This window comes from Janthinobacterium sp. HH106, from assembly GCF_001758725.1.
Taxonomy (GTDB): domain Bacteria; phylum Pseudomonadota; class Gammaproteobacteria; order Burkholderiales; family Burkholderiaceae_D; genus Janthinobacterium.
The window spans coordinates 99,558-125,321 of the sequence record NZ_LRIC01000048.1 but is presented as its reverse complement, the minus strand read 5'-3'; the positions used below and the strand labels follow the sequence as shown (position 1 = coordinate 125,321).

Annotated in this window: 23 protein-coding genes and 1 pseudogene; 5 read left to right on the top strand and 19 right to left on the bottom strand. The window is 62.1% G+C overall.

Features of this window, described 5'->3' with window-relative positions; translation table 11 throughout:
• Positions 1–8: 8 nt before the first annotated feature.
• Positions 9–650, bottom strand: a complete 642-nt coding sequence (locus JAB8_RS18090; RefSeq protein ID WP_070220536.1) for an outer membrane protein assembly factor BamE — start codon at positions 648–650, stop codon at positions 9–11.
• Positions 651–846: 196 nt separating this feature from the next.
• Between JAB8_RS18090 and fur the strand changes: the two genes are divergently transcribed.
• Entirely contained in the window at positions 847–1,278 is a 432-nt protein-coding gene (fur, locus tag JAB8_RS18085; protein ID WP_034745717.1) for a ferric iron uptake transcriptional regulator, read from the top strand.
• A 51-nt stretch (positions 1,279–1,329) separates the two neighbouring features.
• On the opposite strand, the gene hrcA is transcribed toward fur, so the two are convergent.
• Positions 1,330–2,346, bottom strand: a complete 1,017-nt coding sequence (gene hrcA / locus JAB8_RS18080; protein WP_035822689.1) for a heat-inducible transcriptional repressor HrcA — start codon at positions 2,344–2,346, stop codon at positions 1,330–1,332.
• A gap of 117 nt (positions 2,347–2,463) precedes the next feature.
• Positions 2,464–3,189, bottom strand: a complete 726-nt coding sequence (locus JAB8_RS18075; protein WP_070220538.1) for an HAD family hydrolase — start codon at positions 3,187–3,189, stop codon at positions 2,464–2,466.
• Between the two features lie 246 nt (positions 3,190–3,435).
• Between JAB8_RS18075 and JAB8_RS18070 the strand changes: the two genes are divergently transcribed.
• Entirely contained in the window at positions 3,436–4,035 is a 600-nt protein-coding gene (locus JAB8_RS18070) for a hypothetical protein (RefSeq protein WP_070220540.1), read from the top strand.
• 41 nt (positions 4,036–4,076) lie between these two features.
• The gene (locus JAB8_RS18065) at positions 4,077–4,658 is read left to right on the top strand and encodes a hypothetical protein (RefSeq protein ID WP_070220542.1); all 582 of its coding nucleotides are present in this window, start codon (positions 4,077–4,079) and stop codon (positions 4,656–4,658) included.
• Between the two features lie 187 nt (positions 4,659–4,845).
• Here JAB8_RS18065 and mmsB read toward each other — a convergent pair.
• The 5 genes and pseudogenes from mmsB to JAB8_RS18040 form a co-directional block, all read right to left on the bottom strand.
• Positions 4,846–5,754, bottom strand: a pseudogene (gene mmsB / locus JAB8_RS18060) (3-hydroxyisobutyrate dehydrogenase); the annotation flags it as partial.
• A 14-nt stretch (positions 5,755–5,768) separates the two neighbouring features.
• The gene (locus JAB8_RS18055) at positions 5,769–6,896 is read right to left on the bottom strand and encodes an enoyl-CoA hydratase/isomerase family protein (RefSeq protein ID WP_070290848.1); all 1,128 of its coding nucleotides are present in this window, start codon (positions 6,894–6,896) and stop codon (positions 5,769–5,771) included.
• Positions 6,889–7,674: an enoyl-CoA hydratase gene (locus JAB8_RS18050; protein ID WP_070290847.1), complete on the bottom strand. Its 786-nt coding sequence runs from the start codon at positions 7,672–7,674 to the stop codon at positions 6,889–6,891. Before JAB8_RS18050 ends, JAB8_RS18055 begins: the two co-directional genes overlap by 8 nt.
• Positions 7,671–8,831: an acyl-CoA dehydrogenase family protein gene (locus tag JAB8_RS18045; protein WP_070290846.1), complete on the bottom strand. Its 1,161-nt coding sequence runs from the start codon at positions 8,829–8,831 to the stop codon at positions 7,671–7,673. Before JAB8_RS18045 ends, JAB8_RS18050 begins: the two co-directional genes overlap by 4 nt.
• A gap of 9 nt (positions 8,832–8,840) precedes the next feature.
• Complete coding sequence (locus tag JAB8_RS18040) at positions 8,841–10,349, bottom strand: CoA-acylating methylmalonate-semialdehyde dehydrogenase (protein WP_070290845.1); 1,509 nt, start codon at positions 10,347–10,349, stop codon at positions 8,841–8,843.
• Positions 10,350–10,503: 154 nt separating this feature from the next.
• On the opposite strand from JAB8_RS18040, the gene JAB8_RS18035 reads away from it, so the two are divergent.
• Positions 10,504–11,886, top strand: a complete 1,383-nt coding sequence (locus tag JAB8_RS18035; RefSeq protein WP_070290844.1) for a short-chain fatty acyl-CoA regulator family protein — start codon at positions 10,504–10,506, stop codon at positions 11,884–11,886.
• 1 nt (position 11,887) lies between these two features.
• Here the strand turns inward: JAB8_RS18035 and JAB8_RS18030 are convergent, their stop codons facing one another.
• The 7 genes from JAB8_RS18030 to JAB8_RS18000 are packed head-to-tail and all read right to left on the bottom strand — an operon-like array spanning position 11,888 to position 18,811.
• Positions 11,888–12,943, bottom strand: a complete 1,056-nt coding sequence (locus JAB8_RS18030) for a hypothetical protein (protein WP_070290843.1) — start codon at positions 12,941–12,943, stop codon at positions 11,888–11,890.
• 25 nt (positions 12,944–12,968) lie between these two features.
• Positions 12,969–13,913 (bottom strand): nucleoside hydrolase, encoded by a 945-nt coding sequence (locus tag JAB8_RS18025; RefSeq protein WP_254679542.1) that lies wholly within the window; start codon positions 13,911–13,913, stop codon positions 12,969–12,971.
• A gap of 20 nt (positions 13,914–13,933) precedes the next feature.
• Positions 13,934–14,965 carry an ABC transporter ATP-binding protein gene (locus JAB8_RS18020; RefSeq protein WP_070220558.1) on the bottom strand — a complete coding sequence of 344 codons (1,032 nt, stop codon included), beginning with the start codon at positions 14,963–14,965 and terminating at the stop codon, positions 13,934–13,936.
• Positions 14,966–14,978: 13 nt separating this feature from the next.
• Positions 14,979–15,758 carry an ABC transporter permease gene (locus JAB8_RS18015; protein ID WP_070290842.1) on the bottom strand — a complete coding sequence of 260 codons (780 nt, stop codon included), beginning with the start codon at positions 15,756–15,758 and terminating at the stop codon, positions 14,979–14,981.
• The gene (locus JAB8_RS18010; protein WP_070290841.1) at positions 15,755–16,594 is read right to left on the bottom strand and encodes an ABC transporter permease; all 840 of its coding nucleotides are present in this window, start codon (positions 16,592–16,594) and stop codon (positions 15,755–15,757) included. Before JAB8_RS18010 ends, JAB8_RS18015 begins: the two co-directional genes overlap by 4 nt.
• Before the next feature lie 21 nt (positions 16,595–16,615).
• Positions 16,616–17,638 (bottom strand): ABC transporter substrate-binding protein, encoded by a 1,023-nt coding sequence (locus tag JAB8_RS18005; protein WP_230501729.1) that lies wholly within the window; start codon positions 17,636–17,638, stop codon positions 16,616–16,618.
• A gap of 57 nt (positions 17,639–17,695) precedes the next feature.
• A complete protein-coding gene (locus JAB8_RS18000) occupies positions 17,696–18,811 on the bottom strand; it encodes a porin (protein WP_227742059.1) in 1,116 nt (371 codons plus the stop codon).
• Between the two features lie 227 nt (positions 18,812–19,038).
• Here JAB8_RS18000 and JAB8_RS17995 point away from each other — a divergent pair, with 227 nt between their 5' ends.
• On the top strand, positions 19,039–19,956 hold the full coding sequence (locus JAB8_RS17995) for a LysR family transcriptional regulator (RefSeq protein WP_070290839.1): 918 nt from the start codon (positions 19,039–19,041) through the stop codon (positions 19,954–19,956).
• Between the two features lie 8 nt (positions 19,957–19,964).
• On the opposite strand, the gene rsmA is transcribed toward JAB8_RS17995, so the two are convergent.
• The 4 genes from rsmA to JAB8_RS17975 all read right to left on the bottom strand — a co-directional run bounded on the left by rsmA (position 19,965) and on the right by JAB8_RS17975 (position 25,679).
• Complete coding sequence (gene rsmA, locus JAB8_RS17990; RefSeq protein WP_070220568.1) at positions 19,965–20,744, bottom strand: 16S rRNA (adenine(1518)-N(6)/adenine(1519)-N(6))-dimethyltransferase RsmA; 780 nt, start codon at positions 20,742–20,744, stop codon at positions 19,965–19,967.
• 91 nt (positions 20,745–20,835) lie between these two features.
• Complete coding sequence (pdxA, locus tag JAB8_RS17985) at positions 20,836–21,891, bottom strand: 4-hydroxythreonine-4-phosphate dehydrogenase PdxA (protein ID WP_070220570.1); 1,056 nt, start codon at positions 21,889–21,891, stop codon at positions 20,836–20,838.
• 19 nt (positions 21,892–21,910) lie between these two features.
• Positions 21,911–23,338, bottom strand: a complete 1,428-nt coding sequence (locus JAB8_RS17980; RefSeq protein WP_254679541.1) for a peptidylprolyl isomerase — start codon at positions 23,336–23,338, stop codon at positions 21,911–21,913.
• Between the two features lie 103 nt (positions 23,339–23,441).
• Positions 23,442–25,679 (bottom strand): LPS-assembly protein LptD, encoded by a 2,238-nt coding sequence (locus tag JAB8_RS17975; RefSeq protein WP_070290837.1) that lies wholly within the window; start codon positions 25,677–25,679, stop codon positions 23,442–23,444.
• Positions 25,680–25,764 lie beyond the last annotated feature (85 nt).

Here is a 25,764-nt window from a genome sequence, read left to right as displayed (position 1 = left end):
ACAACAACTTATTTGGTGGGTTCGGCGGCAGGCGTCGGTGCTGGCTCGGCGGCAGGCGCCGTTGCTGGTGCTGGTGCAACGTCAGGCTTGCTCACAGGAATGGCAGGAGCGGCATCGGCCGGTACCGGCACGGCGCTCGGCGCCACGGGCGATGGCACGACGGCGGCAGGCACGTCAGCCTTGGCGACCTTGGCGAATGGCGACGGACCGGCGATGCGGTCGATATATTCTTTCTCCGTCGGCAAGTTGCCGCCTTCGAAACGTTCAACCTTGCCATCCTTGCCGAAGTACACGACCACGCGGCTGCTAGTGGTTTCGCCACTGCCCCGCGCCAGACGGAATGGATAATCCCAGCGGTCGGCATGGAAGATATCGGTCAGCAGCGAAGTGCCGAGGACGAAACGCACCTGGTCGCGCGTCATTCCTACTTTCAACTGGGCCAGCATCTCTTCGGAGACAAAGTTGCCTTGTTGAATGTCAGGACGGTAGGGCGAGAAAAACCACATGAATTTTTGCAGCGGCGTAATGGTGGTCGTTTGTGCGCCCTGTTCGGGAACCAGTTCCTTGCCTTCTTTTTGAGCAGCTGCCGGCTTTTCGCCAAGAATGCCACGGTTGGCGCAGCCGGACACGGCCAGCGCGACACAGACCATGCCTGCCACGACTGGTGCTCGAAATGAAATACGGTGCCAGAGAGATGGCAATACAGCCGGGGTTACGCGCATAAATGACCTCAATTGGATGAACAAAACGCCAGGAGTGACCGGCCCGCCAAAAAAAAGCATATTTTGGCACTCCCCGACAAAACGCTATATGATAAAGCACCTGACCCACATACGAGCAACAAACATGAGTAACAATCCTAGTGATCTCAAGGCAAGCGGCCTGAAAGCCACCCTGCCACGGCTGAAGATACTCGATATCTTCCAGAGTAGCCCGGTACGCCACCTGACCGCGGAAGACGTCTACAAGATTCTGCTGGCCGACAATATGGATGTCGGCTTGGCAACTGTCTACCGTGTTCTCACACAATTCGAACAAGCCGGCTTGCTTAACCGCAACCATTTTGAAACCGGCAAGGCGATTTTCGAACTCAACGAAGGCTCCCACCACGACCATCTGGTGTGCCTCGATTGCGGCCGGGTCGAAGAATTCTTCGACGAAGAAATCGAAATCCGCCAGCAAAAAGTGGCCGAAGAGCGCGGCTTCAAGATCGCCGAACACGCCCTGGCCATCTACGGCAACTGCACCAAGACAGCTTGCCCGCACAAAACAGCCTGACCCACGCCGGCCGTTCCCGCAAGGCGCCGGCCGGCGCAGCATTGAACCGCATCAATGATGGCTGAGCGCGCTCGACAGCAGCTTGGCCGTGATGTCGACGATCGGGATAACGCGCTCGTAAGCCATGCGCGTCGGTCCGATCACTCCCAGCGTTCCCACGATCTTGCCGTTGACTTCATACGGCGCCGTCACCACGCTCATCTCATCCATCGGCACCAGGTTCGATTCGCCGCCGATGAAAATCTGCACGCCCGTCGCCTTGCTCGACACGTCGAGCAGCTGCATCAAGCCCGTCTTTTGCTCGAACATGTCGAACATCTGGCGCAGCGAATGCATATTCGATGACAGATCGCTCACGCTGAGCAGGTTGCGCTCGCCGGAAATCACCATGTCATCGCTATGATCGGCCATCGCTTCGCTGCCCGCTTCCACGGCCGCCTGCATCAGGCTGCCCATGTCGTCGCGCAACTGGCGCAGTTCGCCTTGCAGGCGCACGCGCACGGCGTCGAACGACAGGCCGCCATAATTCTGGTTGATGTAATTAGCCGATTGCACCAGTTGCGCCGGCGTATAGTCGGCTTCCGTCAGCAATAAACGGTTCTGCACGTCGCCGCCGGGAGCGACGATGACGAGCAGGATGCGTTTTTCGGACAGGCGCAAAAATTCAATCTGCTGGAACACGGATTCGCGGCGCGGGCTGAGCACGACGCCGGCGAACTGCGACAGCGACGACAGCATCTGCGCCGCGTTGGCGATGGTTTTTTGCGGCTGCGGCGTCTGCAGGCGCATGCGCGACTCCACCATGTGCTCGTCCAGGTGCCGGACGGTCAGCAAGGTGTCGACAAAGATGCGGTAGCCACGCGGCGTGGGGATGCGTCCGGCCGAAGTATGCGGACTGGACACATAACCGAGCTCTTCCAGGTCGGCCATGATGTTGCGGATCGTGGCCGGCGACAGGTCGAGGCCGGAAATTTTCGACAAGGCGCGCGAACCGACCGGCAGGCCGTCGGCGATATATCGCTCGACCAGGGCTTTCAGCAGTGTTTGGGCACGTGTATCGAGTTGCATGGTGTCTTAGGTAAGCAAATATTCTTTAAACAAGCATATTGTTAAGCAAGCGGCAACGAAAGCGGCCGAACATGCATCAACAGCGCCTATTATGCACGTTCGCCCGTCCGACGGCGATCAATCTTCCAGCTGCCCCTGCAGCCACAGCAGCAATTCATCAAAGTTGGCGCAGATGGCGTCGGGCTGCACGCCGGCGGCCAGATGGGCATCGCTGCCCTTGCGGTTCATCCACACGGCACGCATGCCCGCCCCTTGCGCCCCCGTCACGTCGAAATACAAGTCATCGCCGACATACACGGCCTCATGGGGCGCCACGCCCAGCGCGGCGCAAGCGGCCAGGAAGATGCTGGCGTCAGGCTTGGCGACGCCGAAATCGCTGGCGGCAATCGACACTTTAAAATGCTGCGCCAGGCCGATAATTTCAAGGTCCGCATTGCCATTCGAGATCGAGCCGACCAGCATGCGCTGGCCCATCCAGGCCAGGCCGGGCAAGACATCGTCATACGGCTGCACGCGATGGCGCGCCGCCAGGAACTGCGCGATGGCGCCGTCGACCAGGGCGGGATCTTCGCCGGCGGCCTCAAAGGCGGTCAGCAATCCCGCGCGGCGCAGCTCGATCAAATTGCCATGGAAATGCGGTTGTTCATTGAGCATGGCCAGACGGTGCTGGCGCAACAGCTCGATGGAAAACTGCTGCGCCACCTTGGGCGCATGCGTGGCCAGCCAGTCGTGCAGCAGGGTTTCGGCGGCGGCAATCACGGGCGCGATGGGCCACAAGGTATCGTCGAGGTCGAACAGGATGGCCTTGGGCGGCACGGCAGGTTTTACAGGGGCAAGAGACATGGAACTCACTATATAGATGCCGCGTCACGGTGCGCAGCCCGCAGCTATTGTCGCACCGATCGCCGCCGCCGGCATGGCGGCGCCCCCATGAAATGGGGCCGGGCCGGCGCTTCCCGGCGAAAAATTGTTACAGGGTGATACAAGGCAAGATCATCCGGCTTGCCAGATAGACTAAAATAGGCGCCATTCCAATGCGGCGCCAGCGTCCGCGTTGCGCTACCCAACCTAATTCGTTTTGGAGAATGTATGAAAAATTTGTACCTGCGCTCGATGCTGGCGGCGGCTTGCGCCGTCACATTGGCGGCCTGCGGCGGCAGCGGCGGCAATCTGTATCTGAGCGGCCAAGTCGTCAATCTGGCAAAAGATGGCCTGATTCTGCTGAATGACGGCGAACGCCTGCCTGTCACCTCAGGCCAGACTTCCTTTGTTTTCACCAAGCTGGTCAGCACCGATGACCGCTACGATATCACCATCGCGCAACAGCCAAAAGGCGCCGTGTGCACGATTACCAATGGCGCCGGCAAGGCATCGAGCTATACCGTGACCACGGCCCAGGTGATTTGCGTGACCAATACCTACCCGCTGAGCGGCACGATCACGGGCCTGACCGCCGACGGTTTGACCCTGGCCATCGGCAATATCACCACCAGCCCGCTGAAAGGCAGCACCAGCTATACGTTCCCGAATGTCAATGACGGCATCGCCTACAATATTTCCATCGCGACGTATCCAACGGGCCAGACGTGCAGTTTCGTGGGTTCTGCCAGTGCCAACGGCCGCGATGTCGTCGGCACCATGGGCTCAGCCGCCACGACCGGCGCCGCACTGAACTGCACGGCGCAGTAAGCTACGCGATTCGTCACCACTATATTGGATAGGAGAAATACATGAAGTTATCCTGCCTGCGCCCTATCGCCGCGCTGCTGTTGACCCTGGGATTGGCTGCTTGCGGCGGCAAGGCCTCGTATGATGTCAGTGGCACCGTCAGCAATTTGAACACCGAAGGCCTGGTCCTGGTCAATGGCGGCGATCCGCTCCCGATCAAAGCCGGCCAGACCTCGTTTACCTTTGGCAAGCGCATCGACTATGGCACCGACTACAACATCACCGTGCAGACCCAGCCAGCCCACATGACTTGCACCGTCAGTGGCGGAACCGGCTCGGCCGGTCACTACGTCAGTATCCAGGCATCGGTTTCCTGTGCGCGAAACGCGTACACGGTAGGCGGCACGGTGACTGGCCTGACAGCCGACGGCCTGGTCCTGATCAACGGCAATGCGCAAACCACGGTGGCCAAAGGCAGCACGACCTTCACTCTGGCGTCGCCTGTTGCCGATGGCGACAAGTATGGCATCAGCGTATTTACCCAGCCTACCGGCTTGAAATGCACCGTGGCACCCAACACGGGCGTCGGTGTGATGGGTGAAGCAAACGTGACCACCGTGCAGATCGCCTGCAATCCAGGCTAAGACTGTGGCGCTGGCAGCCGCGACGCGGCTGCCAGGAAGAGATATCACGAAAATCTATATTTGATATTCGAAAGATAAATTGGAGTTATATGTGGCGATGCAGCATAATGCATCTGTCTCCTCCAACTCTTCCAAGAATTGGATTTAGCCCGCTTTCACCAGCGGGCTTTTTTTTGTCCAAAATTCCTCAGGCGGGTTTATCCAAGCCCGGCTGCAGCATCTGCACGATGCTGGAGAAATCCTGCTGCGCATAGCCGGCTTGCGCATGCATCTGGTACAGCTGGCGCACCAGCCCTCCCAAGGGCGTGGGCGCGTTCGCCGACAGGGCCGACTGCTGCGCCAGACCCAGGTCCTTCAGCATCAGCGCCGTGCCGAAGCCGCCCGTGTAATTGCGCGACGCGGGCGTGCCGTCCATGACGCCGGGCCACGGGTTGTACACTTCCAGGGTCCAGTTGCGCCCCGAACTCTTGCCCATGATGTCGGACAAGACTTTCGGATCGAGGCCATGCGCCACTCCCAGGTTCAGCGCCTCGGCCGTCCCCGCCATCAGTATGCCCAGCAGCATGTTGTTGCAAATCTTCGCCACCTGGCCCGCGCCCGCCTCGCCCGCATGGAAGATGTTCTTGCCCATCTTTTCCAGCAGGGGACGCGCCTGCTGCAAGGCCGCCTCGCTGCCGCCGACGATGAAGGTCAGCGTGCCGGCCGCCGCGCCCGCCGTGCCGCCCGAGACGGGCGCATCGATCATGGCAAAACCGCGTTCGCTGGCCGCCTGCGCCACTTGCCGCGCCACGTCGGCGGCGATGGTGCTGCAGTCGATGAACAGGGCACCGGGCTTGGCCGAATCGAGCACGCCGCCTGCCGCCAGGTACAGTTCCTGCACGTGCTTGTTTGCTGGCAGCATGGTGATGACGGCGTCCGCCGTCTGCACGGCCGCGCTGGCGGACGCGGCCGCCGTGGCGCCCGCCTCGACCAGCGACGCCACAGCCGCCGGCGCCAGGTCGAACACGGACACGTGGAAGCCGGCGGCCACCAGGTTGCGGGCCATTGGCGCGCCCATGTTGCCCAGGCCGATAAAAGCGATATGTTGCATATGTGTCTCCTGTTGTTCTTTTAATGCAGGTCGCGCAAAGGATGGCTATCCCATGGCGCCGTGAAATATTCATTGAGATACGTCTCGCTGACCTCGGCCAGGCTGGCCGGCTGCCACTGCGGCGCGTTGTCCTTGTCGATCAGCAAAGCACGCACGCCTTCGCTGAAGTCTGCATGGGCGCAACATTGCACGGCGACAATGAGTTCCAGCTGGAACACTTGCGCCAGGCTCAGATGGCGCGTGCGCTCGCGCATGGCCCACACCAGCGCGGCCGAAGTGGGCGCGCCCTTGTCCAGCGAGTGGGCCGCCTTTTGCAGCCAGACCGAATCGCCGTCATACGCGGCAATGGCGGCCACCACTTCGGGCAAGGTGGGCGCTTGCGTCAGCGCGGCGATGGCGTCGAAGTTAGCGCACACTTCGGACACGGGCAGCATGGAGGCTGGCGCCGAGAAGCCGCGCAGCAGGCGGTCCAGCTGCTCGCTGTTCGCTTGCGGACTGGCTTGCCATTGCGCCAGCGCCAGCGCGTCGAGCACCATGTTCCGTTCTTCCTGGCGCAGGAAATAGTCGCCCAGGCCCGCGAACAGGGCGTCGGCCCCGTTCAAGGGCGCGCCCGTCAAACCCAGGAACAGGCCGCTGCGCCCCGGCATGCGGCCCAGGAACCAGCTGCCGCCCACGTCGGGGAACAGGCCAATCGTGATTTCCGGCATGGCGATGCGCGTGCTTTCCGTCACGACGCGGTGGCTGGCGCCCGCCATCAGGCCCAGGCCGCCGCCCATGACGATGCCGCCGCCCCACACCAGCAGCGGTTTCGCATACGTATGGATGCGGTGGTCGAGCCGGTATTCCTCGGCAAAGAAGGCCAGCGCCTGCGGGTTCGGCACGATACCCGGTTGCTCTGCCACGGCCGAACGCAGGCTGCGCACGTCGCCGCCCGCGCAAAAGGCCTTGTCGGTCGACGAGTGCAGCACCACGCAGGCGACGGCGTCGTCAGCGGCCCAGCGCACGAGAGCGCCGTCGATGGCGCGGATCATGTCCAGGGTCAGCGCGTGCAGGGATTTGGGCGCGTCGAGGGTGATGACGCCCAGCTTCATGCCGCCGGGACAGTCGCGCTCCTCGATTTTCACGGTTTCAAGCAAAGTCTCAACCATTCTTCCACTCCGCCGGACGTTTTTCCAGGAACGCCTGCACGCCCTCTTTCTGGTCTTGCGTATCGAACAGGCCCAGGAACAGGGTGCGTTCATCGGGCAGGGAATCGACGAGCGGATGGCTGCGCGCGCCCTGGATCAGGGTCTTGCATGCCGTCACGCTGCTCGGGCTCTGGCGCGCCACTTTGGCAGCCAGGGCCAACGCCGTGGCGGCAGCCTTGCCGGTTGGAACAACTTCCTCGACGAGGCCGATGGCCAGGGCCTTGGCCGCATCGACTCTCTCGCCGCACAAAATCATGCGCTTGGCCCAGCCTTCGCCCACCAGCCACGGCAAATGCTGCGTGCCGCCCGCGCATGGCAGCAAGCCGACCGAGGCTTCCGGCAAGGCCATCTGCGCGTGCTCCTCGGCAATGCGGATGTCGCACGCGAGCGCGCATTCGAGCCCGCCGCCCATGGCGTAGCCGTTGATGGCGGCGATGCTGACGCCGCGAAACGCGGACAATGCCTCGAACGCCTCGCCAAACGCGGCGGCCATGGCGAATGCCGTGTCCTTGTTACCGTCGGCAAATACGTTCAGATCGGCGCCGGCCGAGAAGAACTTGGCGCCGCCGCCCGTGATCACGAGAGCGTACACGTCGGCGTCCGCATTCAGGTCGGCCACCAGTTCCTTCAGGGCGTTCAGGCTGGCCAGGGTCCACGTGTGGGCGGGCGGGTTGTCGAGGGTCACCAGGGCCGTATGGCCACGGCGTTCCAGCAGTAAATTTGTATACACTTTGTTCATCGTAAGGTCTCCGTGGCGCCGTCTTTCAAAATCGCTCGCGCGACGATCAGGCGCATGATTTCATTCGTCCCTTCCAGGATCTGGTGCACGCGCGTGTCGCGCACGTGGCGCTCGAGCGGGTACTCGCGGATGTAGCCGTAGCCGCCGTGCAACTGCAGCGCATCGTTGGCCACATTGAAACCCACATCCGTCGCGAAACGTTTTGCCATGGCGCAATATGCCGTCGCATCCGGGCTTTCCTGGTCAAGTTTCCAGGCTGCCAGGCGCACCATCTGGCGCGCCGCCACCAGTTCCGTCAGCATGTCGGCCAGCTTGAATTGCAGGGCCTGGAACTGCGCCAGTTCGCGGCCGAACTGCGTGCGCTCCTTCATGTACGTTTGCGCGCGCGTGAGGGCCGCCTGCGCCGTGCCCACCGAGCACACGGCGATATTGATGCGCCCGCCATCGATGCCCTTCATGGCGATGGCAAAACCTTCGCCTTCCGCGCCCAGCAAGTTGCCAACAGGCACTTTCACCTGGTCGAAGCTGATGATGCGCGTGGGCTGGCTGTTCCAGCCCATCTTTTCTTCTTTCTTGCCATACACGATGCCGGGCAGATTCGCCGGCACGGCAAAGGCGGAAATGCCGGCCGCGCCCTCGCCGCCCGTGCGTGCCATGACGATCAGCATATCCGTCTGCCCCGCGCCCGAGATGAACGCTTTCGTACCGTCGAGCACATAAAAGTCGCCCTCTTTTACTGCCTTGGTGCGCAAGGACGCCGCGTCGGAACCCGATTGCGGTTCCGTCAGGCAATAGCTGGCCAGCTTCCGGCCGGCCGCCAGCGCCGGCACCCACTCGTCGCACAGGGCTTCCTGGCCCCAGCGCGACAGCATCCAGGTGGCCATGTTGTGGATCGTGATGTAGGCCGTGGTCGAGGTGCAGCCACCGGCCAGCTCTTCAAACACGATGGCCGCATCCTGGCGGGACAGGCCCAGGCCGCCCCAGCGCTGCGGCGTGTACAGGCCGCAAAAGCCCATCTCGCCCGCCTTGGCGATGGTGTCCACGGGGAAGATCGATTCCGCATCCCAATGGGCCGCGTGCGGCGCCAGTTCGCCTTCGGCAAACGCGCGCGCCGCCTGCTGGAACTCGCGCTGCTCGTCGCTCAGTTCAAAGTCCATGGCCACTCCTTACTTGAGGCTGATGGTGGTGTTGACCTTGCCCACCGAGGCCGCATCCGTGAACCAGCGCTGGGTGATCGTCTGCGTCTGCGTGTAGAACAGCACGACCTGCTTGCCGAACGGGCCCAGGTCGCCCAGCTTGGAGCCGCGCGAGCCCGTAAAGCTGAACAGGGGAACGGGCACGGGAATGGGCACGTTGATGCCGACCTGGCCCACGTCGATTTCTTCCTGGAAATAGCGCGCGGCCGCGCCGCTCTGCGTGAACAGGGCCGTGCCATTGCCGTTCGGATTCGCATTCACCAGTTCAATGGCTTCGTCCAGGGTATCGACTTCGACGACGATCAGGACGGGACCAAAGATTTCCTGGTCATACACGACCATGCCGGGTTTTACGCCGGACAAGATCGTCGGGCCGACGAAGTTGCCGTTCGGATAGCCATCGACCTTCACGTCGCGGCCATCGAGCGTCAGCACGGCGCCCTGCTCCACGCCCTTGGCGATCAGGCCAAACACGCGTTCTTTCGCCGCGCACGAGATCACGGGGCCCAGGTCCGGATTATCCTTGCCCGCGCCCACCGTCAGGGTTTGCGCCTTGGCGGCCAGTTCCGGCAGCCACTCGCGCGCCTCGCCCACCAGCACGGCGACGGACGCCGCCATGCAGCGCTGGCCGGCCGCGCCGAAACCGGCGCCCAGCAACTGGTTCAGGGTCTGTTCTTTATTGGCGTCCGGCAAGACGACGGCGTGGTTCTTGGCGCCCATCATGCATTGCGCGCGCTTGCCGTTCAGGCTGGCGCGCTGGTACACATGCGTGCCCACCTTGCTGGAGCCGACAAACGAGATCGCCTTGATGTCCGGATGGTCGCACAGGGCGTTGACCACGTCTTCGCCGCCGTGGATGACGTTCAACACGCCAGCCGGGATGCCCGCCTGCAAGGCCAGGCGCACGAGTTTTTCCGTCACGAGCGGGTCTTGCTCCGATGGTTTCAACACGAAGGTATTGCCGCAGGCAATCGCCATCGGGAACATCCACAGGGGGATCATGGCGGGGAAATTGAATGGGGTAATGCCGGCGCACACGCCCAGCGGCTGCATCACGCTGTAGGTGTCGACGCCGCCGGCCACGTTTTGCGCGTATTCGCCCATTTGCAGGGTGCCGATATTGGCCGCATGTTCCACCACTTCCAGGCCGCGGAAGACGTCGCCTTCCGCGTCGAGCAAAGTCTTGCCCTGTTCCATCGTCAGGGTGGCGGCCAGGTCGGCCATGTTTTCGCGGATCAGCTGCTGCAATTTCAAGAAAATGCGGGCGCGGGCGCCGATCGGCGTCTTGCGCCAGGTTTTGAAGGCGCGCTGGGCCGAGGCGATGGCCGCGTCGACTTCATCGGACGTGGCGAACGGCACCTTGGCCAGGACTTCCTGCGTGGCGGGGTTGACGACGTCGCGCCAGACGGTGGTGCGGGATTCGACCCACTCGCCGTTGATCAAGAGGGGAACGGTCGGAATTGTGTTTTGCGTAGTCACTCGGAGTCTCCTGGTTGGTATAGGTCTGTTTGCATTATTCGCACAATCCAGCCTGCAAACAAGGCGTGAAAATGCGAGATAATGCAAAGACGAATCTGTTAATCTGCAAAGATTGTAAATTTGCAGATTCCACAAACGGGGAAGAGGAAACGCGATGGCAAAGGTTTTCATGGGCGTGCGCCTGCAGCGGCTGCGCGAGGAACGGCGCATGACGCAGGTGGCGCTGGCCAAGGCCCTGGGCATCTCGCCCAGCTACCTGAACCAGATGGAGCGCAACCAGCGCCCGCTGACGGTGCCGATCCTGCTGCGCATCGGCACGGTGCTGGGCGTTGACCCGCAAATCTTTTCCGAACACGACAGCGCCAGCCTGGTGGCGGATGTGCGCGACGTGTTCGGCGAATTGCCCGACGCGCCGCCCACCTCGATGGCGGAATTGAAAATGCTGGTGGAAAACATGCCGGAACTGGCGCGCTCGATTTTGCTCCTGCAGCGGCGCTACCGGGTGATGGCGGAACGGGCCGATACGCTGGCCGCGCGCCTCGACGACGGCAGCCGCGGCGCCAGCTCGGCGGCGCCCTCCACGGACGAGGAAGTGCGCGAATACCTGAACCGGCGGCAAAACTACATCGATGAGCTGGACCGGGCGGCCGAACGGGTGGCGGGCGAACTCGATCCCTCCCTGCGCACGCTCGACGCGCTGCAAGGCCGGCTGCTGGAGCGCCACGGCATCCAGGTGCGCTTGTCCGATGGCGACGCGGGCATGGTGCGCAAGCACCGCTACGACGCGCAACACCATATCTTGTTTCTGCCCGACACCCTGACGGGCGGCCAACGCGCCTTCCAGATGGCGGCGCAAATCAGCCTGCTCGAACACAGCGACCTCATCGACGCCCTGGTGCTGGCGGCAGGACTCTCGGGCGCGGCCGCGCAGACGGGCGCGCGCCTGGCGTTTTCCAATTATTTCGCCGGCGCCCTCTTGATGCCGTACCAGCGTTTTTTACAGGCGGCGGAAACGCGCGCCTACGACATCGAACGCCTGGCGCACCAGTTCGGCGTGGGCTTCGAGGCCGTGTGCCACCGTTTGAGCACCATGCAGCGCCCCGATGCGGCGGGGCTGCCGTTTTTCTTCGTGCGCGTCGACCGCGCGGGCAATGTCTCGAAGCGCCAGTCGGCCACGGACTTTCACTTTTCACGGGTGGGCGGCACCTGCCCGCTGTGGATCGTGTACGACGCCTTCAGCCATCCGGGCCAGGTGCTGACGCAAGTGGCCAGCATGCCCGACGGCTGCACGTATTTATGGATCGCGCGCCAGGTCAGCACGGCCTCGCCAGGCTTCCGGGCGCCCGGCAAGACGTTTGCCGTGGCGCTGGGCTGCGACATCTCGCAGGCGCACCGGCTGATCTATTCGAAGGGACTCGATTTGCACGACCCTTCCAGCGCCACGCCGATCGGCACGGGCTGCAAGGTGTGCGAGCGCCAAAGCTGCCCGCAGCGGGCGTTTCCGTCGCTGCTGGCCCCGCCACCGGCATCGGCCTGATTTACCCGACGACTCTTGCCCGCAACGCGTCGAATTCGCGCGCAAATTCCGCGCGCCAGTCGCGCCGCGTGGACTCGTCTATCCAGGCCGCGTCCAGGCCATTCAACATGAAGCCCCGCATGTCGTCGAGACCGAAGCCGAATTCGCGCATCATCATCCAGGCGCCCGTCGGCGTCACGTGGTGCAGGGTCGGATCGTCCGTATTCGGATGCAGTTTCAGGCCCAGCTTGGCCATGGCGCGGATCGGGTGATCGAGCGCCCAGCGCTCGGGGACCAGGGTGCGCAGATAATACGAATTGGTGGGCACCACGGTGAAGACAAGTCCCCGTTCCACGCAGCGCTGCGCCAGCTCCGGGTTGTCGACGATCGTGTAGCCATGGTCGACCCGGTCCACCTGCAATTCGTCTATCGCCGTCGCCACATTCATCCACGGCATGCCGAATTCGCCCGCATGCGCCGTGCACTTGAAGCCGGCGGCGCGCGCGGCGCGATAGGCTTCGATGAACAGTTCGGGCGGACGGTCGTTTTCGCGGTAGTCGATGCCGATGCCGATCACTTCCGGCGCGCGGTAGGCCTTCATCCACTCCACCATCTGCACGGCTTCGGCAGGAGCCGCTTCGCGGTCGATGCTGGGGATCAGACGGCCGATCACGCCAAAATCCCTTTGCGCATCGCGGATGGCGGCCACGATGGCGTCCTGCGCCGACTCGTAGCGGATGCCCGACACGCGCACGGTGCCGGTCGGGTTCCAGAAGAACTCCGCATAGCGCACGCCATGGCCATGCACGTCTTCCAGGTATTCGTAGGCGAGGCAATACAAATCGGTCGGCGAGACGATCAGGTGCGCGTCGAGCGCGCGCAGCACGCGCAGCACGCCGACGGGCTTGTCGCCGCGCGTGTAAAACGCGTCGATTTCCTCGGGGGTGACGACATTGCCCGTCTTGGCGGCCAGCGCGCGGAAAGTGGCTTGCCGCACCGTGCCGAACAGGTGGCAATGCAGCTCCACCTTCGGCATGGCGCGTAAAAACTGTTCGATGCTCAGGGGTGAATTAGACATGAAGCTCGTTTCGTAGTGAAGTGGGTCAGACGAGAATGGCGGCCAGGCGGCGCATCAGGCGCTCGATGGCGGCGGGGCCATCGGCCAGCATCGCCACTTGCGTGTTGATGGCGGCGCGGCGCGGCACGCGGAATTCGCACACCGTCATGCCGCGCGTCAGTTCGCCCGTCAATTCGATGGCCACGTGAGCCGGCTGGAACTGGAACAGCTGCGGCGCTTCCAGATACAGGGCCACCACGGGGTCGTACATGGGCATGGGCACGGAACCGTCGCTGCTCCGGATGCGCACATACGCTTCCAGGTAGCCGGCCAGACGTAGCGCGCGCGGCGTGCCGAGGGCGCGCAGGCGCTCCACTTCCGCATTCGTCACCAGGAGCTGGCGGCACAGGTTCAGACCGAACATGCGCAGCGGAATGCCGGATTGGAACACCTGGGCGGCCGCTTCCGGGTCCGCATAGATATTGAATTCGGCCGCCGCCGTATGGTTGCCCTGGTCGGTCGAGCCGCCCATCAGGATGATTTCGACGATTTTCTCGGCGATGTCGGGCGCCTTGGCCAGCGCGGTTGCGATATTCGTCATCGGCGCGATCGCCATGATGGTGATCTGGCCGGGATGCTTGCGCACGGCGGCGATCAGCGCGTCGACGGCGTGGCCTGCAGCATCACTGGCCGCTCCGGGCGGCAGGATGTCGCCCGTGGTCGGCATGCCGCTGTCGCCCAGGATGCGCTGCGCCGTCTCGATGACGCCGGCCAGCGGTTCTTCGCAGCCGCGGTAGATCGGCACCGTCAAGCCGTCATGGGCCTTGATGCGCAAGGCGTTGTCGTAAGTGATGGCGACGGGTGCATTGCCCGCCACCACGCTCACGCCCAGCCACTCGATGTCGGGATTGCTGCCCAAGAGCAGCATCGTCAGCCAGTCGTCGAAACCGGGATCGGTGTCGAGCCAGATCTTTTTCAAGGCTTGGGTCATGATGGTCTCAGGTTAAAAAATCAGGCAGCCAGCCACAGGGCGCTGTCGGAGGGCAGTACGAAGGAGACGGCCGTGCCTTCGCGCCAGGCGGCGCCGCCGGCCGCGCAAATGCCCTTGACCTGGCCCAGCGGCGTTTGCAGCAGGTATTCGACGGTGTCGCCCAGGAAACCGCGCGCCAGCACGGTGCCAGGGTACTGACCTGCCGCGTCGTCGGCCGCGCAGACGCGCACCTTGTCCGGACGCCAGCCCAGCACCGTGGTGCCGGCAGCGACAGGGGACGTGTACGGCAGGCTGGCGCCGGCGTGGTGCAGCGCGCCGTCGCGGTAGTCGAACAGATTTTCGAAACCCATGAAGTTGGCGACGAAGCGCGTGGACGGCGTATTGAACACGGCTTCCGGCGCGGCCAGCTGCTCGATGCGCCCGCCGTTCATGACGACGATGCGGTCGGACAGGGCCAGCGCTTCTTCCTGGTCGTGCGTCACGTACAGCATGGTGATGCCCAGTTCGCGCTGGATGCGGCGCAGCTCGGCGCGCATCTGCACGCGCAGCTTGGCGTCCAGGTTCGACAGCGGTTCATCGAGCAGCAGCAGGGCCGGTTCGACGACGATGGCGCGCGCCAGCGCCACGCGCTGCTGCTGGCCGCCCGACATCTGCGCCGGCAAACGCGTCTCGAACCCCGTCAGTCCCACGGCGGCGATCACGGCTTCCACTTTCGTTTTCAGCAGCGCCGGCGCGACCTTGCGCAGGCGCAGGCCGAAGGCGATGTTGTCGTACACGTTCAAGTGCGGGAACAGCGCGTACGACTGGAAGACCATGCCGATATTGCGTTTATTCGGCGCCAGCTTGCCGATTTCGCGGCCGTCGAGCACGATGCGGCCCGACTGCAGCGGCATCAGGCCGGCAATGGCGCGCATGGTGGTGGTCTTGCCGCAGCCGCTGGGGCCCAGCAGGGAAATCAGCTCGCCCTGCTCGACGTGCAAGTCCAGGTCTTTCACGGACGTCGTGTTCTTGGCGTAGCCGAGGTTCAGCTTGTGCAGTTCCAGATAACTCATCGTGTGTTGCCTCTTACATGTATTTAGAAATGCCCAGCACCTTTTCGGTCACCATCACGAAGGCCATGGTGAACAAGACCAGCAAGGTCGACAGGGCAGCGATCGACGGATCGAAACTGTTTTCCATATGGCCCAGCATCTCGATGGGCAAGGTGCTGATGCCGGGACCCGTGAGGAACAGCGAGACGGGCACCTGGTTGAACGAGGTGACGAAGGCGAGGAAGAAGGCGGCGATCACGGCGTTGCGGATATTCGGCAGCACGATCATGAAGAACGCGCGCAGACGCGACGCGCCCAGGGTGATGGCCGCGTCCTCGATATCGACGCGCAAATTCACCAGGCTGGCGTACACGACGCGCACCGAGTACGGAATCAGCAGCGCGATATGGCCGATCAAGAGGCCCACGTACACGGGCGCATTGATCGTCAGCACCAGGTGGTGCAGCAAGCCCAAACCGACCAGGATGGCGGGAATGATCAGCGGCGACGTCAGGATTTGCCGGATGGCGCCGATACCGGGCGGCGGCATGCGCGAAAACGCATACGCGACGGGGATGCCCAGCAACAGCGCGATGACGGTGGCGATCAGGCCGATTTCCAGGCTGGTCTGGAAGGCGCGGCGGAACTCGGGCGCAGCCCACACCTCGAGGATCCAGCGCAGCGAATACGACTCGGGCGGGAAGGCCAAGGTTTCGCCACCGGAAAAGCCGGCCAGCACCACAATGGCAAATGGTCCCAGCAGGAACAGGAACACCAGCCACAGGACGGCGCGCGAGAATAAGCTTTCTTTCATACGGAGCTCCGGCTCGAGGAAATACGTTTAAGGCCGGCATTCACCAGCAGGGTCATGCAGACGAGGATGACGGCGATCACATTCGCGGCGCCGAAATCGCTCTCCACGCTGACCTTCTGGTACAGCAGCGTTTCCAGCATCAGCACCTTGGTGCCGCCCAGGAGGGCCGGCGTCACGTAGGCCGTCACGCAGCCCGTAAACACCAGCGTGCCGCCGACCACCAGGCCTTCCTGCGTCAGCGGCAGGGTGACCTTGCAGAATACTTGCCATGGATTCGCGCCCAAAGTCGCCGCGGCCGGTTCCACGTCGCGCGGCAGGTTTTCCAGCGCGCCCGCCAGCGACATCAGCATCAAGGGCAGCAGCAATTGCAGCAAGCCGACAAAGACGGCGAACTCGCTGAACAGCAAACGCAGCGGCTCGTCCGTGAAACCCATGTTGACGAGCGCCGCGTTGAGGGCGCCATTACGGCCCAGCAGCACGATCCACGCATAGGTACGCGCGATCGGCGAGACCATCAGCGGCAGAATCATCATGCCGACCACCAGACCGCGCCACTTCGGCGACACGCGCGCCACGGCTTGCGCGGCCGGATAGCCGAGGATGATGGACGCCAGGGTCACCAGCGCGGCGATGCGCAGGGTGCGCCAGAAGATGGTGCGGTTGAATTCCTGCGAGAAGAATGCAACGAAGCGCTCAACACCCCACTGCATGCCGTCGCCGACGCGGAAGGCGTCGACCAGCAAGGCCAGCACGGGCAGCAGGAAGCAGACGACGATAAAGATCAGCGCCGGCAGGACCAGCAGCAGTCCCAGGTGCTTTTTTGGATCAGCAAACATGGTGTTTTCTCCTCGTCACCACTATTTGCTCATGGCCTTGTTCCACTGCGTCATCCAGTTGCTGCGCTGTTTGATGATGGTTTCCGGCTTGACGAACTTCAGCGAGCTGATTTGATCGGCGCCATAGGTATTGAATTGCGCGGCCGCCACCGACAGGCGCACGTCCTTGTTGACGGGCGAGTCGACCAGGTTGGTCGCCAGCTGCGTCTGCACTTCCTTGGACAGCCAGAAATCCATCAGCTGGTAGGCCAGGTCCGCATTCTTTGACCCGGCAACGATGCCCATCACGTTCATGCCGGCCGCCTGGCCTTCGGCCGGGATGCTCCATTTCAGGGGCAGGCCCGTCTTGAGCATTTGCGACCAGGTAAAGCGCGCCACGGGCGCGGCCCAGATTTCATCCTGCGCAAACAGGGCGGCCAGCTGCGCGCTGTTTTTCGAGAACGTGACGACGTTGCCCTTCATGCCGACGATCTTCGCAAAGCCCGTGGCGTAGTCGTCCGTCTTGCCGCCCCAGGCCGCGTCGGCCATGCGCAGCATCAAGGGACCCTGCGTGGTGCTCACGTCGGGGAAGGCCACGCGGCCCTTCAGTTCGGGGCGCCACAGGTCCTTCCAGGACGTCAGCGGGGCAACCTTGTCGCTGCGGTACACCAGGCCGACCGAATACAGGGTGTAGCCGACGGCAAAGTTGCCGCCGATAGGGTTTTTCGCCACGTCGTACAGGGCTTTGTAATTGCTCAGCTTGGAATAATCCATGGGCTGGATCACGCCCTTTTGCGCCGCTTCCAGCATGCCGGAATCGGACAGCAGCACCAGGTCGATCACCGGGTTCTTGGCGTGCACCACCAGCTTGGCGATGCGATCCGCATTATTCCCCGTTTCCACCTTGATATCGCAACCGCATTTGGCCTTGAACGGCTCGTACACATACTTCATGAACAAGGGCTGGGCAATCGGATAGGCCGAAATGACCAGCTCGCGTTTTTCCGCGTGGGCGGCGTTGGCCAGCAAGCCTAGGCTCAACGCCAACATGAGGTGCTTTTTCAAGATGCTTCCTTTCAGGGGACGGCGCTGCGGAACAGCGCCTGTAAAGATGAATCAGTGTCAGAAATAATGTCGCATGCCAACGATCAGGACGCTTTGCGTCTTGCCGCCCGAGGCGCCGAAGCCGAACACGCGGGCGAACGTCGCATCGCCGGCCGCTTTCTGGTAGCTCCAGGTGATGGCGACATCGGTGCGCTTGGACAGGAAGTAATCGGCCTGGAAGTTAACCTGATGCCATTTCGGCGTCTTGTTGATCACGTCATATTTACCAGTCGTATAGAAATACGACGCGCCCAGGTTCAACGCTTCCGTCAGCTTGTGGTTCACGTTCAAGTCCACGTTCTGCAGGGTCAGATTGCTTTGATCCAGGTAGTGGTAGCGCACATTGGTGTACAAGGCGCCAAACTTGGTCTTGCCCACATTATAAAAGCCTCCCGTGCCGGCGATGGCCTGGCTGTCCACGCCGGCGCCCTTGACGGCGCTCTTGTTAAAGATCAACAGGGAACTGGCATAATCATTGCCGATGGCGCCATTCGGCGCATCGGGGCTGTTCGGGCGATCCATCTTGGTGTAGGCGACGGCCCAGCTGAAGGCATCGACCTTGTAGCCGGCGCCCATGCTGTAGACGCGGTTGCGGTTCGAATCTTCCGGGTTCTCGCTGAAACCATACAAGCCCGTGAACGACAGGTTGCTGATATTCGGGCTGACATACTTGACGGCGTTTTGCACGCGCAGGTTGTTGTAGCCATTGTCGTTGTCGCCGATGTGCACGCCGTTACTGGCGATGACCACGGGACCCAGCAGATCCTTGACGGCTTCGTACTGGCGGCCCAGGGTCAAGGTGCCCTTGTCGTTGCTGGACAAACCCACATACGACTGGCGGCCGAACAGGCGGCCGCTTTGCGAGGCCGTGCCCGTCATCACGTTAAAACCGTTTTCCAGTACGAAGATCGCCTTGGTGCCGTCGCCCAGGTCTTCCTGGCCGCGGAAACCGATGCGGGGATTCTGATTCGTGCCGCTCAGCGCATGCGTGCGGCTGCCTTTGCCCTCATCCGACACATAGCCGATACCGGCCGACAGCAGTCCATACACTTGCACGCTGCTTTGCGCCTGCGCCGCACCCTGCGCCGCCAGCAAGCCACCCACTACCATCGTTCCCGTCATCCATTTGTTCATCGCCGCCACCCTAAAAAGAATAAACCCTGAGTTTTTTTGGAATTATTTTATTGATGCATCCCTTGCATGGCGCGCCGCCGCACGTGCCGGCACCGCATTCCAGGCGCTTCTCCCGAATATTGTTGCTTTCAAGACAAGTAAGGACCAGTCCAGAATATGGTAAATTGCGGGATAAGAAAATTTGTTTATTTTTATAAATCCATTACTTTTTCTAATAAGCAACGCCCATGCATGAACTGAGCAAGAAAATTTCATTACGACATTTACAAGCGTTTTCCACCCTAGCCCGGGTAAACAGCTTCAGCAAGGCTGCACAGGAATTGTGCGTGACCCAGCCGGCCCTCAGCGCGTCGATCAAGCTGCTGGAAAATCAATTGGGAAAAAAGTTGTTTAACCGCACAACCCACCAGCTGGAATTGACGCGCGAAGGCAAGCTGGCGCTCGAATACGCCACGCATTTATTGAATACGGCCAGCAACACCTTTGCCGATATCCAGCGCGCCATCGGCAGCGGCCGGCATCGCATCCGCATCGGCGCCATCCCCTCGGCCATGGCGATGACGGCCGTGGTGGTGGCGCGCTACTGCGAGCAGCATGGCGATGAAGTGGAAATCGTCCTGTCGGACATGCCCAACGATGGCTTGCTGCATGCGCTGCATTCGGGCCAGCTGGACTTTTGCGTGGGCATCGAGGTGCCCGGTTCCGTGTCGCTGGAAAGCGTGGGCCTGTTCGAAGACGAGCTGGTCTTGGTGACGGCGGGACGCCATGCGCTGGCGCCGCTCAAGGAAGTGCGCTGGGAACAGCTGGCGGGCCAGGAAATCGTCGTGTTTACCAAGGGCAGCATCTGGGAGTTCGCCTCGAGCGCGCTGCGCCAGCATGGCCTGAGCCCGTCAAACCTGTACCAGATGATCCACAGCGAGTCGCTGTATGGCGTGGTGCGCGCCGGCATCGCCGTGGGCATCATGCCCAGCCTGTACACGACCTTCCTCAATGACGAGGATCTGCATGTGGCACCCCTGCGCCAGCCCACGTGCAAGCGCAAGATCGCCCTGATGCGGCGCAATGAAATCAGCCGCAACCACCATGTGGACGACTGTTTTTCAGCGTTGCGCCAGGATTTACAGCAGGTCGACCAGTGGTTTTAAGTTAAAACTCAAGCAGGTGCCTTCAGCAGATTCGCCAGCGCCACGTATTGCTCCAGCCCCACGGTTTCCGGACGCAGGGTCGGGTCGATGCCGGCCGCCTTGATCTGCTCTTCCGTAAACATCCCGGCCAGGCAATTGCGGATCACCTTGCGGCGTTGCGAAAACGCCTTCATGACCACGGCTTCCAGCGTGGCCTGGTCGCACGCGAGGCGCTCGGCCACGGGAATCATGCGCACGATGGCCGATTCCACTTTCGGCGGCGGATCGAAGGCCGTCGGCGGCACGATGAACAGCAGCGACATCTTGTAGCGCCATTGCAGCATCACGGACAGGCGGCCATACGCCTTGCTGCCCGGTTCGGCCACCATGCGTTCGACCACTTCCTTTTGCAGCATGAAATGCTGGTCCTGCACCAGCGGCGCGAAGTCCGCCAGGTGGAACAGCAGGGGGCTGGAAATGTTGTAAGGCAAGTTGCCCACGATGCGCAGCTTCTGGCCGGCCGGCACGGGGATTTGCGCGAAATCGAATTTCAGCGCGTCGCCCGAGTGGATCGTCAGCTTGGCCGGATTGAAGGTCTTTTCCAGGCGCACGATCAGGTCGCGGTCCAGTTCCACCACATGCATCTGTTTCAAATGGCGCAGCAGCTGCTCCGTCATGGCGCCCAGGCCGGGGCCGATCTCGACCATGGCATCGTCCGGCTGCGGCGCGATGGCGGCCGTGATGTCATCGAGGACGAAGCGGTCATGCAGGAAGTTCTGGCCAAAGCGTTTGCGGGCAACGTGTTTCATAATGTGTTTTCTATCAATGCGGTAAAGCCGGCACAGGCCGGCGGGATCGTTGAGCAGGCAGCGTCGGGTTACGCCTTGCGGCTAACCCGACCTACGCTCTGGTCGGGGTACTGGCGCGCAGCATGTCGAGCGCCGTTTGCAGGGCTTGCTCCATGCTGTGGCAATCGGCCAGGCCCAGTCCTTGCGCGGCCAGGTCCAGCGCCGTGCCGTGGTCGACCGAGGTGCGGATCAGCGGCAAGCCCAGGGTGATATTGATGCCGCGCCCGAAGGTCGCGTATTTCAGCACCGGCAAACCCTGGTCGTGGTACATGGCCAGCACGCAGTCGGCGTCCGCCAGATATTTTTGCTGGAACAAGGTGTCGGCCGGGTACGGTCCGCGCGCATCGATGCCGCGCGCTTGCGCCGCGGCAATCGCCGGGGTGATGACATCGATTTCCTCGCGTCCCAGATACCCGCCCTCGCCCGCGTGCGGGTTCAGGCCGGTGACGAGGATACGCGGCGCGGCGATGCCGAATTTCTGTTGCAAATCAAGCTGAATGATATCCAGCGTGACGGCCAGGCTGTCCATCGTGATGGCAGCGGACACGTCCTTCAATGGCAAATGCGTGGTGGCCAGCGCCACGCGCAGGGTCGGCTCGCCGTGGCCCGGTTCGCCGGCCAGCATCATCACCACTTGCGGCGTGCCGGTTTTTTCTGCCAGGTATTCCGTATGGCCGGAAAAGGCCACGCCCGCGTCGTTGATCGTGCTCTTTTGCAAGGGGGCCGTGACCATGGCGCCAAACCAGCCCGCCTGGACACCCTCCACGGCCGCGTCCAGGGTAGCGAGCACGGAACGCCCGTTTTCCTTGTCCAGCACGCCAGGAATGACATTGTTCACAGTGGGAATATCGATCACGGCCAGGCGGCCGGGACCGAACTGGGGCAAGCCGCTGTTGCGCACGGCTTGCAGCGACAGCGCCGCCAGGCGGATCTCCGGATCGATCAGGCTGGCCGTCAGCGCCAGGAAGGCGGCGTCGCCCAGCAGGATGCAGTTGACTTCATTGCGCATGGCCCAGGCGGCGCGTATCGAGATTTCCGGACCGACACCGGCCGGTTCGCCACAGGTAATGGCGATGGCCGGGCGGCGTACAACAGGCAAGTTACTCATGCGCAATCAGTCAGCAGCATTACTGGTCGTCCGCGCGGAATTCGACGTAAGCACGGTCGCGCACTTCGCGCGCCCAGTTTTCCGTCGCTTCTTCCAGCTTGCGTTCGCGCAAGGCATTGCGTGCGGCAGCGCGTTTCTTCTCTTTCGAGACGTCGTCGCTCTTACGTTCCAGCACTTCGATCAGATGGAAGCCAAAGCTCGATTCGATCGGCTGGCTCACTTCGCCCGGTTTCAGCGCATTCATCGCCGTTTCAAATTCCGGCACGGTGTCGCCCGGATACAGCCAGCCCAGGTCGCCGCCTTTGGCCGCGGAACCGTCGTTCGAGAACAAACGGGCCAGGTCTTCGAACTTGGCGGCCTTGTTGTCGAGACGTTCTTTCAATTCCAGCAGTTTGCGCTTGGCTTCGGCCGCCGACAGGGTTGGCGTCACTTTCAGCAGGATATGGCGGGCATGCGTCTGCTGCACGGCGGCGACAGCTTGTGCCTCGGCAGCGCTGCGGCGGTCCACCAGCTTCAGGATATGGAAGCCCGTGTTGCTCTTGATGATAGGCGTGATCTGGCCTGGCTTCAATTTCAGCAACTGTTCCGTGAACAGGGGCGGCAGGCGGTCGCTCTGGCGCCAGCCGATATCGCCGCCGCTCAGCGCATCGCTGGCGTCGGAATAGGTGGCGGCCATCTTGGCGAAATCGGCGCCCGTGCGCAGCTGGCGGCTGACTTCTTCGGCGCGCGCGCGGCGCGCGGCGATTTGTTCGGGGCTGGAATTTTCCGGAATGCGCACGAGAATTTGCGCCAGGTTCAGCTCCACCTGTTCGCTGGCTGCCGCTTTTTCCGCTTCCAGGAAGTTATCCACTTCGGAATCGGAAATCTGGATCTTGGCGTCGACTTCGTGCTCGCGCAGGCGCTGCATGATGATTTCATCGCGGATTTCTTCGCGGAAGGTCGCAAACGGCGTGCCTTCCTTTTCCATCTGGTTGCGCAGCTCTTGCACCGTCATCTTTTGCTGTTCAGCAATACGGCCTATCGCGCGGTCCAGGGTCAGGTCATCCACGCGCACACCCATTTCCTTGGCCAGCTGCATTTGCGCGCGCTCGACAATCATGCGTTCGAGCAACTGGCGGCGCAGGTCGGCAGGGTCGGGAAGCGGGATATTCTGCGCCTTCATGCGCTGCTCCACGCTCTTGATGCGGGCCGCCACTTCATTGCGCGTGATCACATCGTCATTGACGACAACGGCGATGGAGTCGATGGTCTGGCCACTGCTCGACGCAGGGGGCGTGAAGCCCTTGACTGGCGCTGGGGCAGCGGCAGCGGGCTTGGCCGCAGGCGCTGGGGCAGCGGCAGCGGGCTTGGCCGCAGGCGCTGGCGCAGCCTGTTGCGCCCAGACACTACTGGTCGTGGCGCCGGAAATGGCGCACAACAAAACCGTTGCAATTTTGAGTTGGTGCATACTGGCATTACGCATAATGTGTAGAGCGCTCATGAGTTCAGGTGAATAAAAAAACCGGTTTGTGCCAGCGCCGGGGACACCGGCGGCGGCAACGGTGACTATCTTAACGGAGTGGCTGGCTCAATGTCTGGTAACCAGGGATAGTTTTTGTAAAAGTTTCCAGGCCATTCGCACCAAGGCCCAGGCCACTCGACAAGCCCGTCAATTCCAGCTGGAAGAAGATCGGCGTCGAGACAGTCTTGGTCGTCGTCACGAAACGCTGTGCCCCCATGCGGAACACCCAGCAGTCACCCTTGTATTCGAGGCCGACCAGGCTTTCCAGCATGCTGCGATCCTTGATGGAGTAACTGATGCGGCCCACGCCATACAGGCGGTCCGTCAACGGCCACTGCGTCGACACTTCCGCATTACGCAGCACGCCACGTTGAAAACGGTTACTGAAATTCAATACTTTCTTGGCACCAGGCTGATATTGCAAGGTGTAGTTGTAGCTCATCAACTGGCGATCGCTGGGATTGTACTGCACCAGACTGTCGACGGTCCAAGTCTCGGACACGCGGCCCGTTGCGGCCAGCAGGATATCGGAACGCGACTGGTTGACGGGCGTCGTCGAATTGAGCTGCACGCGCTGGTCGGCAAAATAGAAACGCTGACCGAAGGTCAGGCGCATGCGCTCCGTGCCGTCCGATTGCAGGAAACGCGATACGACGGCGGCCGTGACCTGGTTGGCGTCGCCGATGCGGTCGCTGCCGACAAAACGGTTTTCCGTGAAGATTTGCGTCAGGTTGAACGTCCCATCGGCCGTATCGAAGTTCGGAAACTGCGACTGGTCGCGGTACGGCGTGTAGACGTAGAACAGGCGCGGCTCCAGGGTTTGCGTGCCGCCCTTGGTGCCAAACAGATTCGTGTCGCGTTCAAACACCAGGCCGCTGTCGACCGAGAAGGTCGGCACGGCGCGCGTAAACGAGGTAGTTTTAAACAGCGCCTTGGTCCGGGCGTCATTGTCGAGCTGATACGCGCTGGCATTGAGCATCAGCTTGGGCGTGATGAAGTAGCCAGGGCGCATGATGGGAAAACTCACCTGCGGCACGGCCACGAGACGCGAGCCTTGCACCTGTGTCGGATGCGCGAAGCGCGTCGCTTCCGCGTCAAAGGTCCAGTCGAAACCGCCCCAGACATCGTATTTGCCAGCATGGAAGTTCACCGCCGGCAAACGGTCATACGGGCGTGGCACGACCACGTTGGGATTGGGATCCTGCAGCACCTGGTAATTCTGCACGCGCGCCGTCAGGCTCCAGTCCTCGGTACGGTAATCGGTGCGCAATTCGCGCAGCAACTGGCGCTCGGTGGCGGTGGCGACGGTTTTCGAAAAATCGTTCGGGTAATTATCGTCCGACGCCTCGCGCAGATCCCAGCTGTAAGTCCAGCCCTTGGCCAGCGCCTGCTCATGCTTGGACTTGATCATGTAGCGGTTGGTCTTGGTCTGCTTGTCGTTCGGCAAAAATTCAAACGACGTTTCACCGCTGTACAAGCCGGCATCCGTCTCGCCCATGTAGCGGCCCGTCGCACCGAGCTGGATGCCGCGCCGCTGGATGTAGCGCGGATACAGGGTCAGGTCGCGGTTCGGCGCGATGTTCACGTAATACGGCATCAGCAGCTCGAAACCGTTCTTCGAGGCAAAGCCCGGCGTGGGCGCCAGCCAGCCCGAGCGGCGCGCACCCGACAGCGAAAACGACATGCCCGGCGTGCCCAGGATCGGCACGTCCTTGAAATAGATGATGGTCTTGCTGCCCGTGCCCACGTCGCGGCCCGTATCGAGGTTCAAGGTGCTCGATTTCAGGTACCAGTCCGGATTCGGCCCTTCGCAGGTACTGTAGGTGCCTTCGATAACATTGGCTTCGTCTGGATTGATGAAGTCGACGCGCTCGGCCTTGCCCTGGCCGCCGCCCACTGCGAAGCGGTAAGTCGGGTTGAGCAGGAAACCCTTGCCGGTCTCCATGTTCAGCTTCAGGACGTCACCCGTGTAATAATCGCCGAAACGCCACATCTTGATATGGCCCTCGGCGTCGAACTGATCTTCAACTTGTTTGTAACAAGCTGTATCGGCCGTCATTTTTGTGGTTTTTCCGCGCTCAATCACGACATTCTGGTCGAGATTGATCTCTCTTTCCGGTCGACCGTTCATGCTGTTCGCCGTCATGACGGTAGGCGCGTCGGGATCTTCCACATGAACCGGACGCGGTGCTTTCTGGGCGTGGACAGGCACCGTCGTGGCGGCGACGAGCGCGCTGATGGCGAAAGCCCAGCGCTGCGAAGGGGGGGAGGCCGAAAACCAGCTCATGAATTGGAAGGGGCAAGCACCATTGACAGGCGATTTTTTGATTTGAATCCCTTATTATATGGGAATCTGCACCATCAACCCGATT

Bases quoted from the DNA above. Each gene is read 5' to 3' on its own strand.
- JAB8_RS18090 (WP_070220536.1), bottom strand. From the start codon at position 650: ATGGTCTGTGTCGCGCTGGCCGTGTCCGGCTGCGCCAACCGTGGCATT.
- fur (WP_034745717.1), top strand. From the start codon at position 847: ATGAGTAACAATCCTAGTGATCTCAAGGCAAGCGGCCTGAAAGCCACC.
- hrcA (WP_035822689.1), bottom strand. From the start codon at position 2,346: ATGCAACTCGATACACGTGCCCAAACACTGCTGAAAGCCCTGGTCGAG.
- JAB8_RS18075 (WP_070220538.1), bottom strand. From the start codon at position 3,189: ATGTCTCTTGCCCCTGTAAAACCTGCCGTGCCGCCCAAGGCCATCCTG.
- JAB8_RS18070 (WP_070220540.1), top strand. From the start codon at position 3,436: ATGAAAAATTTGTACCTGCGCTCGATGCTGGCGGCGGCTTGCGCCGTC.
- JAB8_RS18065 (WP_070220542.1), top strand. From the start codon at position 4,077: ATGAAGTTATCCTGCCTGCGCCCTATCGCCGCGCTGCTGTTGACCCTG.
- JAB8_RS18055 (WP_070290848.1), bottom strand. From the start codon at position 6,896: ATGGTTGAGACTTTGCTTGAAACCGTGAAAATCGAGGAGCGCGACTGT.
- JAB8_RS18050 (WP_070290847.1), bottom strand. From the start codon at position 7,674: ATGAACAAAGTGTATACAAATTTACTGCTGGAACGCCGTGGCCATACG.
- JAB8_RS18045 (WP_070290846.1), bottom strand. From the start codon at position 8,831: ATGGACTTTGAACTGAGCGACGAGCAGCGCGAGTTCCAGCAGGCGGCG.
- JAB8_RS18035 (WP_070290844.1), top strand. From the start codon at position 10,504: ATGGCAAAGGTTTTCATGGGCGTGCGCCTGCAGCGGCTGCGCGAGGAA.
- JAB8_RS18030 (WP_070290843.1), bottom strand. From the start codon at position 12,943: ATGTCTAATTCACCCCTGAGCATCGAACAGTTTTTACGCGCCATGCCG.
- JAB8_RS18025 (WP_254679542.1), bottom strand. From the start codon at position 13,913: ATGACCCAAGCCTTGAAAAAGATCTGGCTCGACACCGATCCCGGTTTC.
- JAB8_RS18020 (WP_070220558.1), bottom strand. From the start codon at position 14,965: ATGAGTTATCTGGAACTGCACAAGCTGAACCTCGGCTACGCCAAGAAC.
- JAB8_RS18015 (WP_070290842.1), bottom strand. From the start codon at position 15,758: ATGAAAGAAAGCTTATTCTCGCGCGCCGTCCTGTGGCTGGTGTTCCTG.
- JAB8_RS18010 (WP_070290841.1), bottom strand. From the start codon at position 16,594: ATGTTTGCTGATCCAAAAAAGCACCTGGGACTGCTGCTGGTCCTGCCG.
- JAB8_RS18000 (WP_227742059.1), bottom strand. From the start codon at position 18,811: ATGAACAAATGGATGACGGGAACGATGGTAGTGGGTGGCTTGCTGGCG.
- JAB8_RS17995 (WP_070290839.1), top strand. From the start codon at position 19,039: ATGCATGAACTGAGCAAGAAAATTTCATTACGACATTTACAAGCGTTT.
- rsmA (WP_070220568.1), bottom strand. From the start codon at position 20,744: ATGAAACACGTTGCCCGCAAACGCTTTGGCCAGAACTTCCTGCATGAC.
- pdxA (WP_070220570.1), bottom strand. From the start codon at position 21,891: ATGAGTAACTTGCCTGTTGTACGCCGCCCGGCCATCGCCATTACCTGT.
- JAB8_RS17980 (WP_254679541.1), bottom strand. From the start codon at position 23,338: ATGCACCAACTCAAAATTGCAACGGTTTTGTTGTGCGCCATTTCCGGC.
- JAB8_RS17975 (WP_070290837.1), bottom strand. From the start codon at position 25,679: ATGAGCTGGTTTTCGGCCTCCCCCCCTTCGCAGCGCTGGGCTTTCGCC.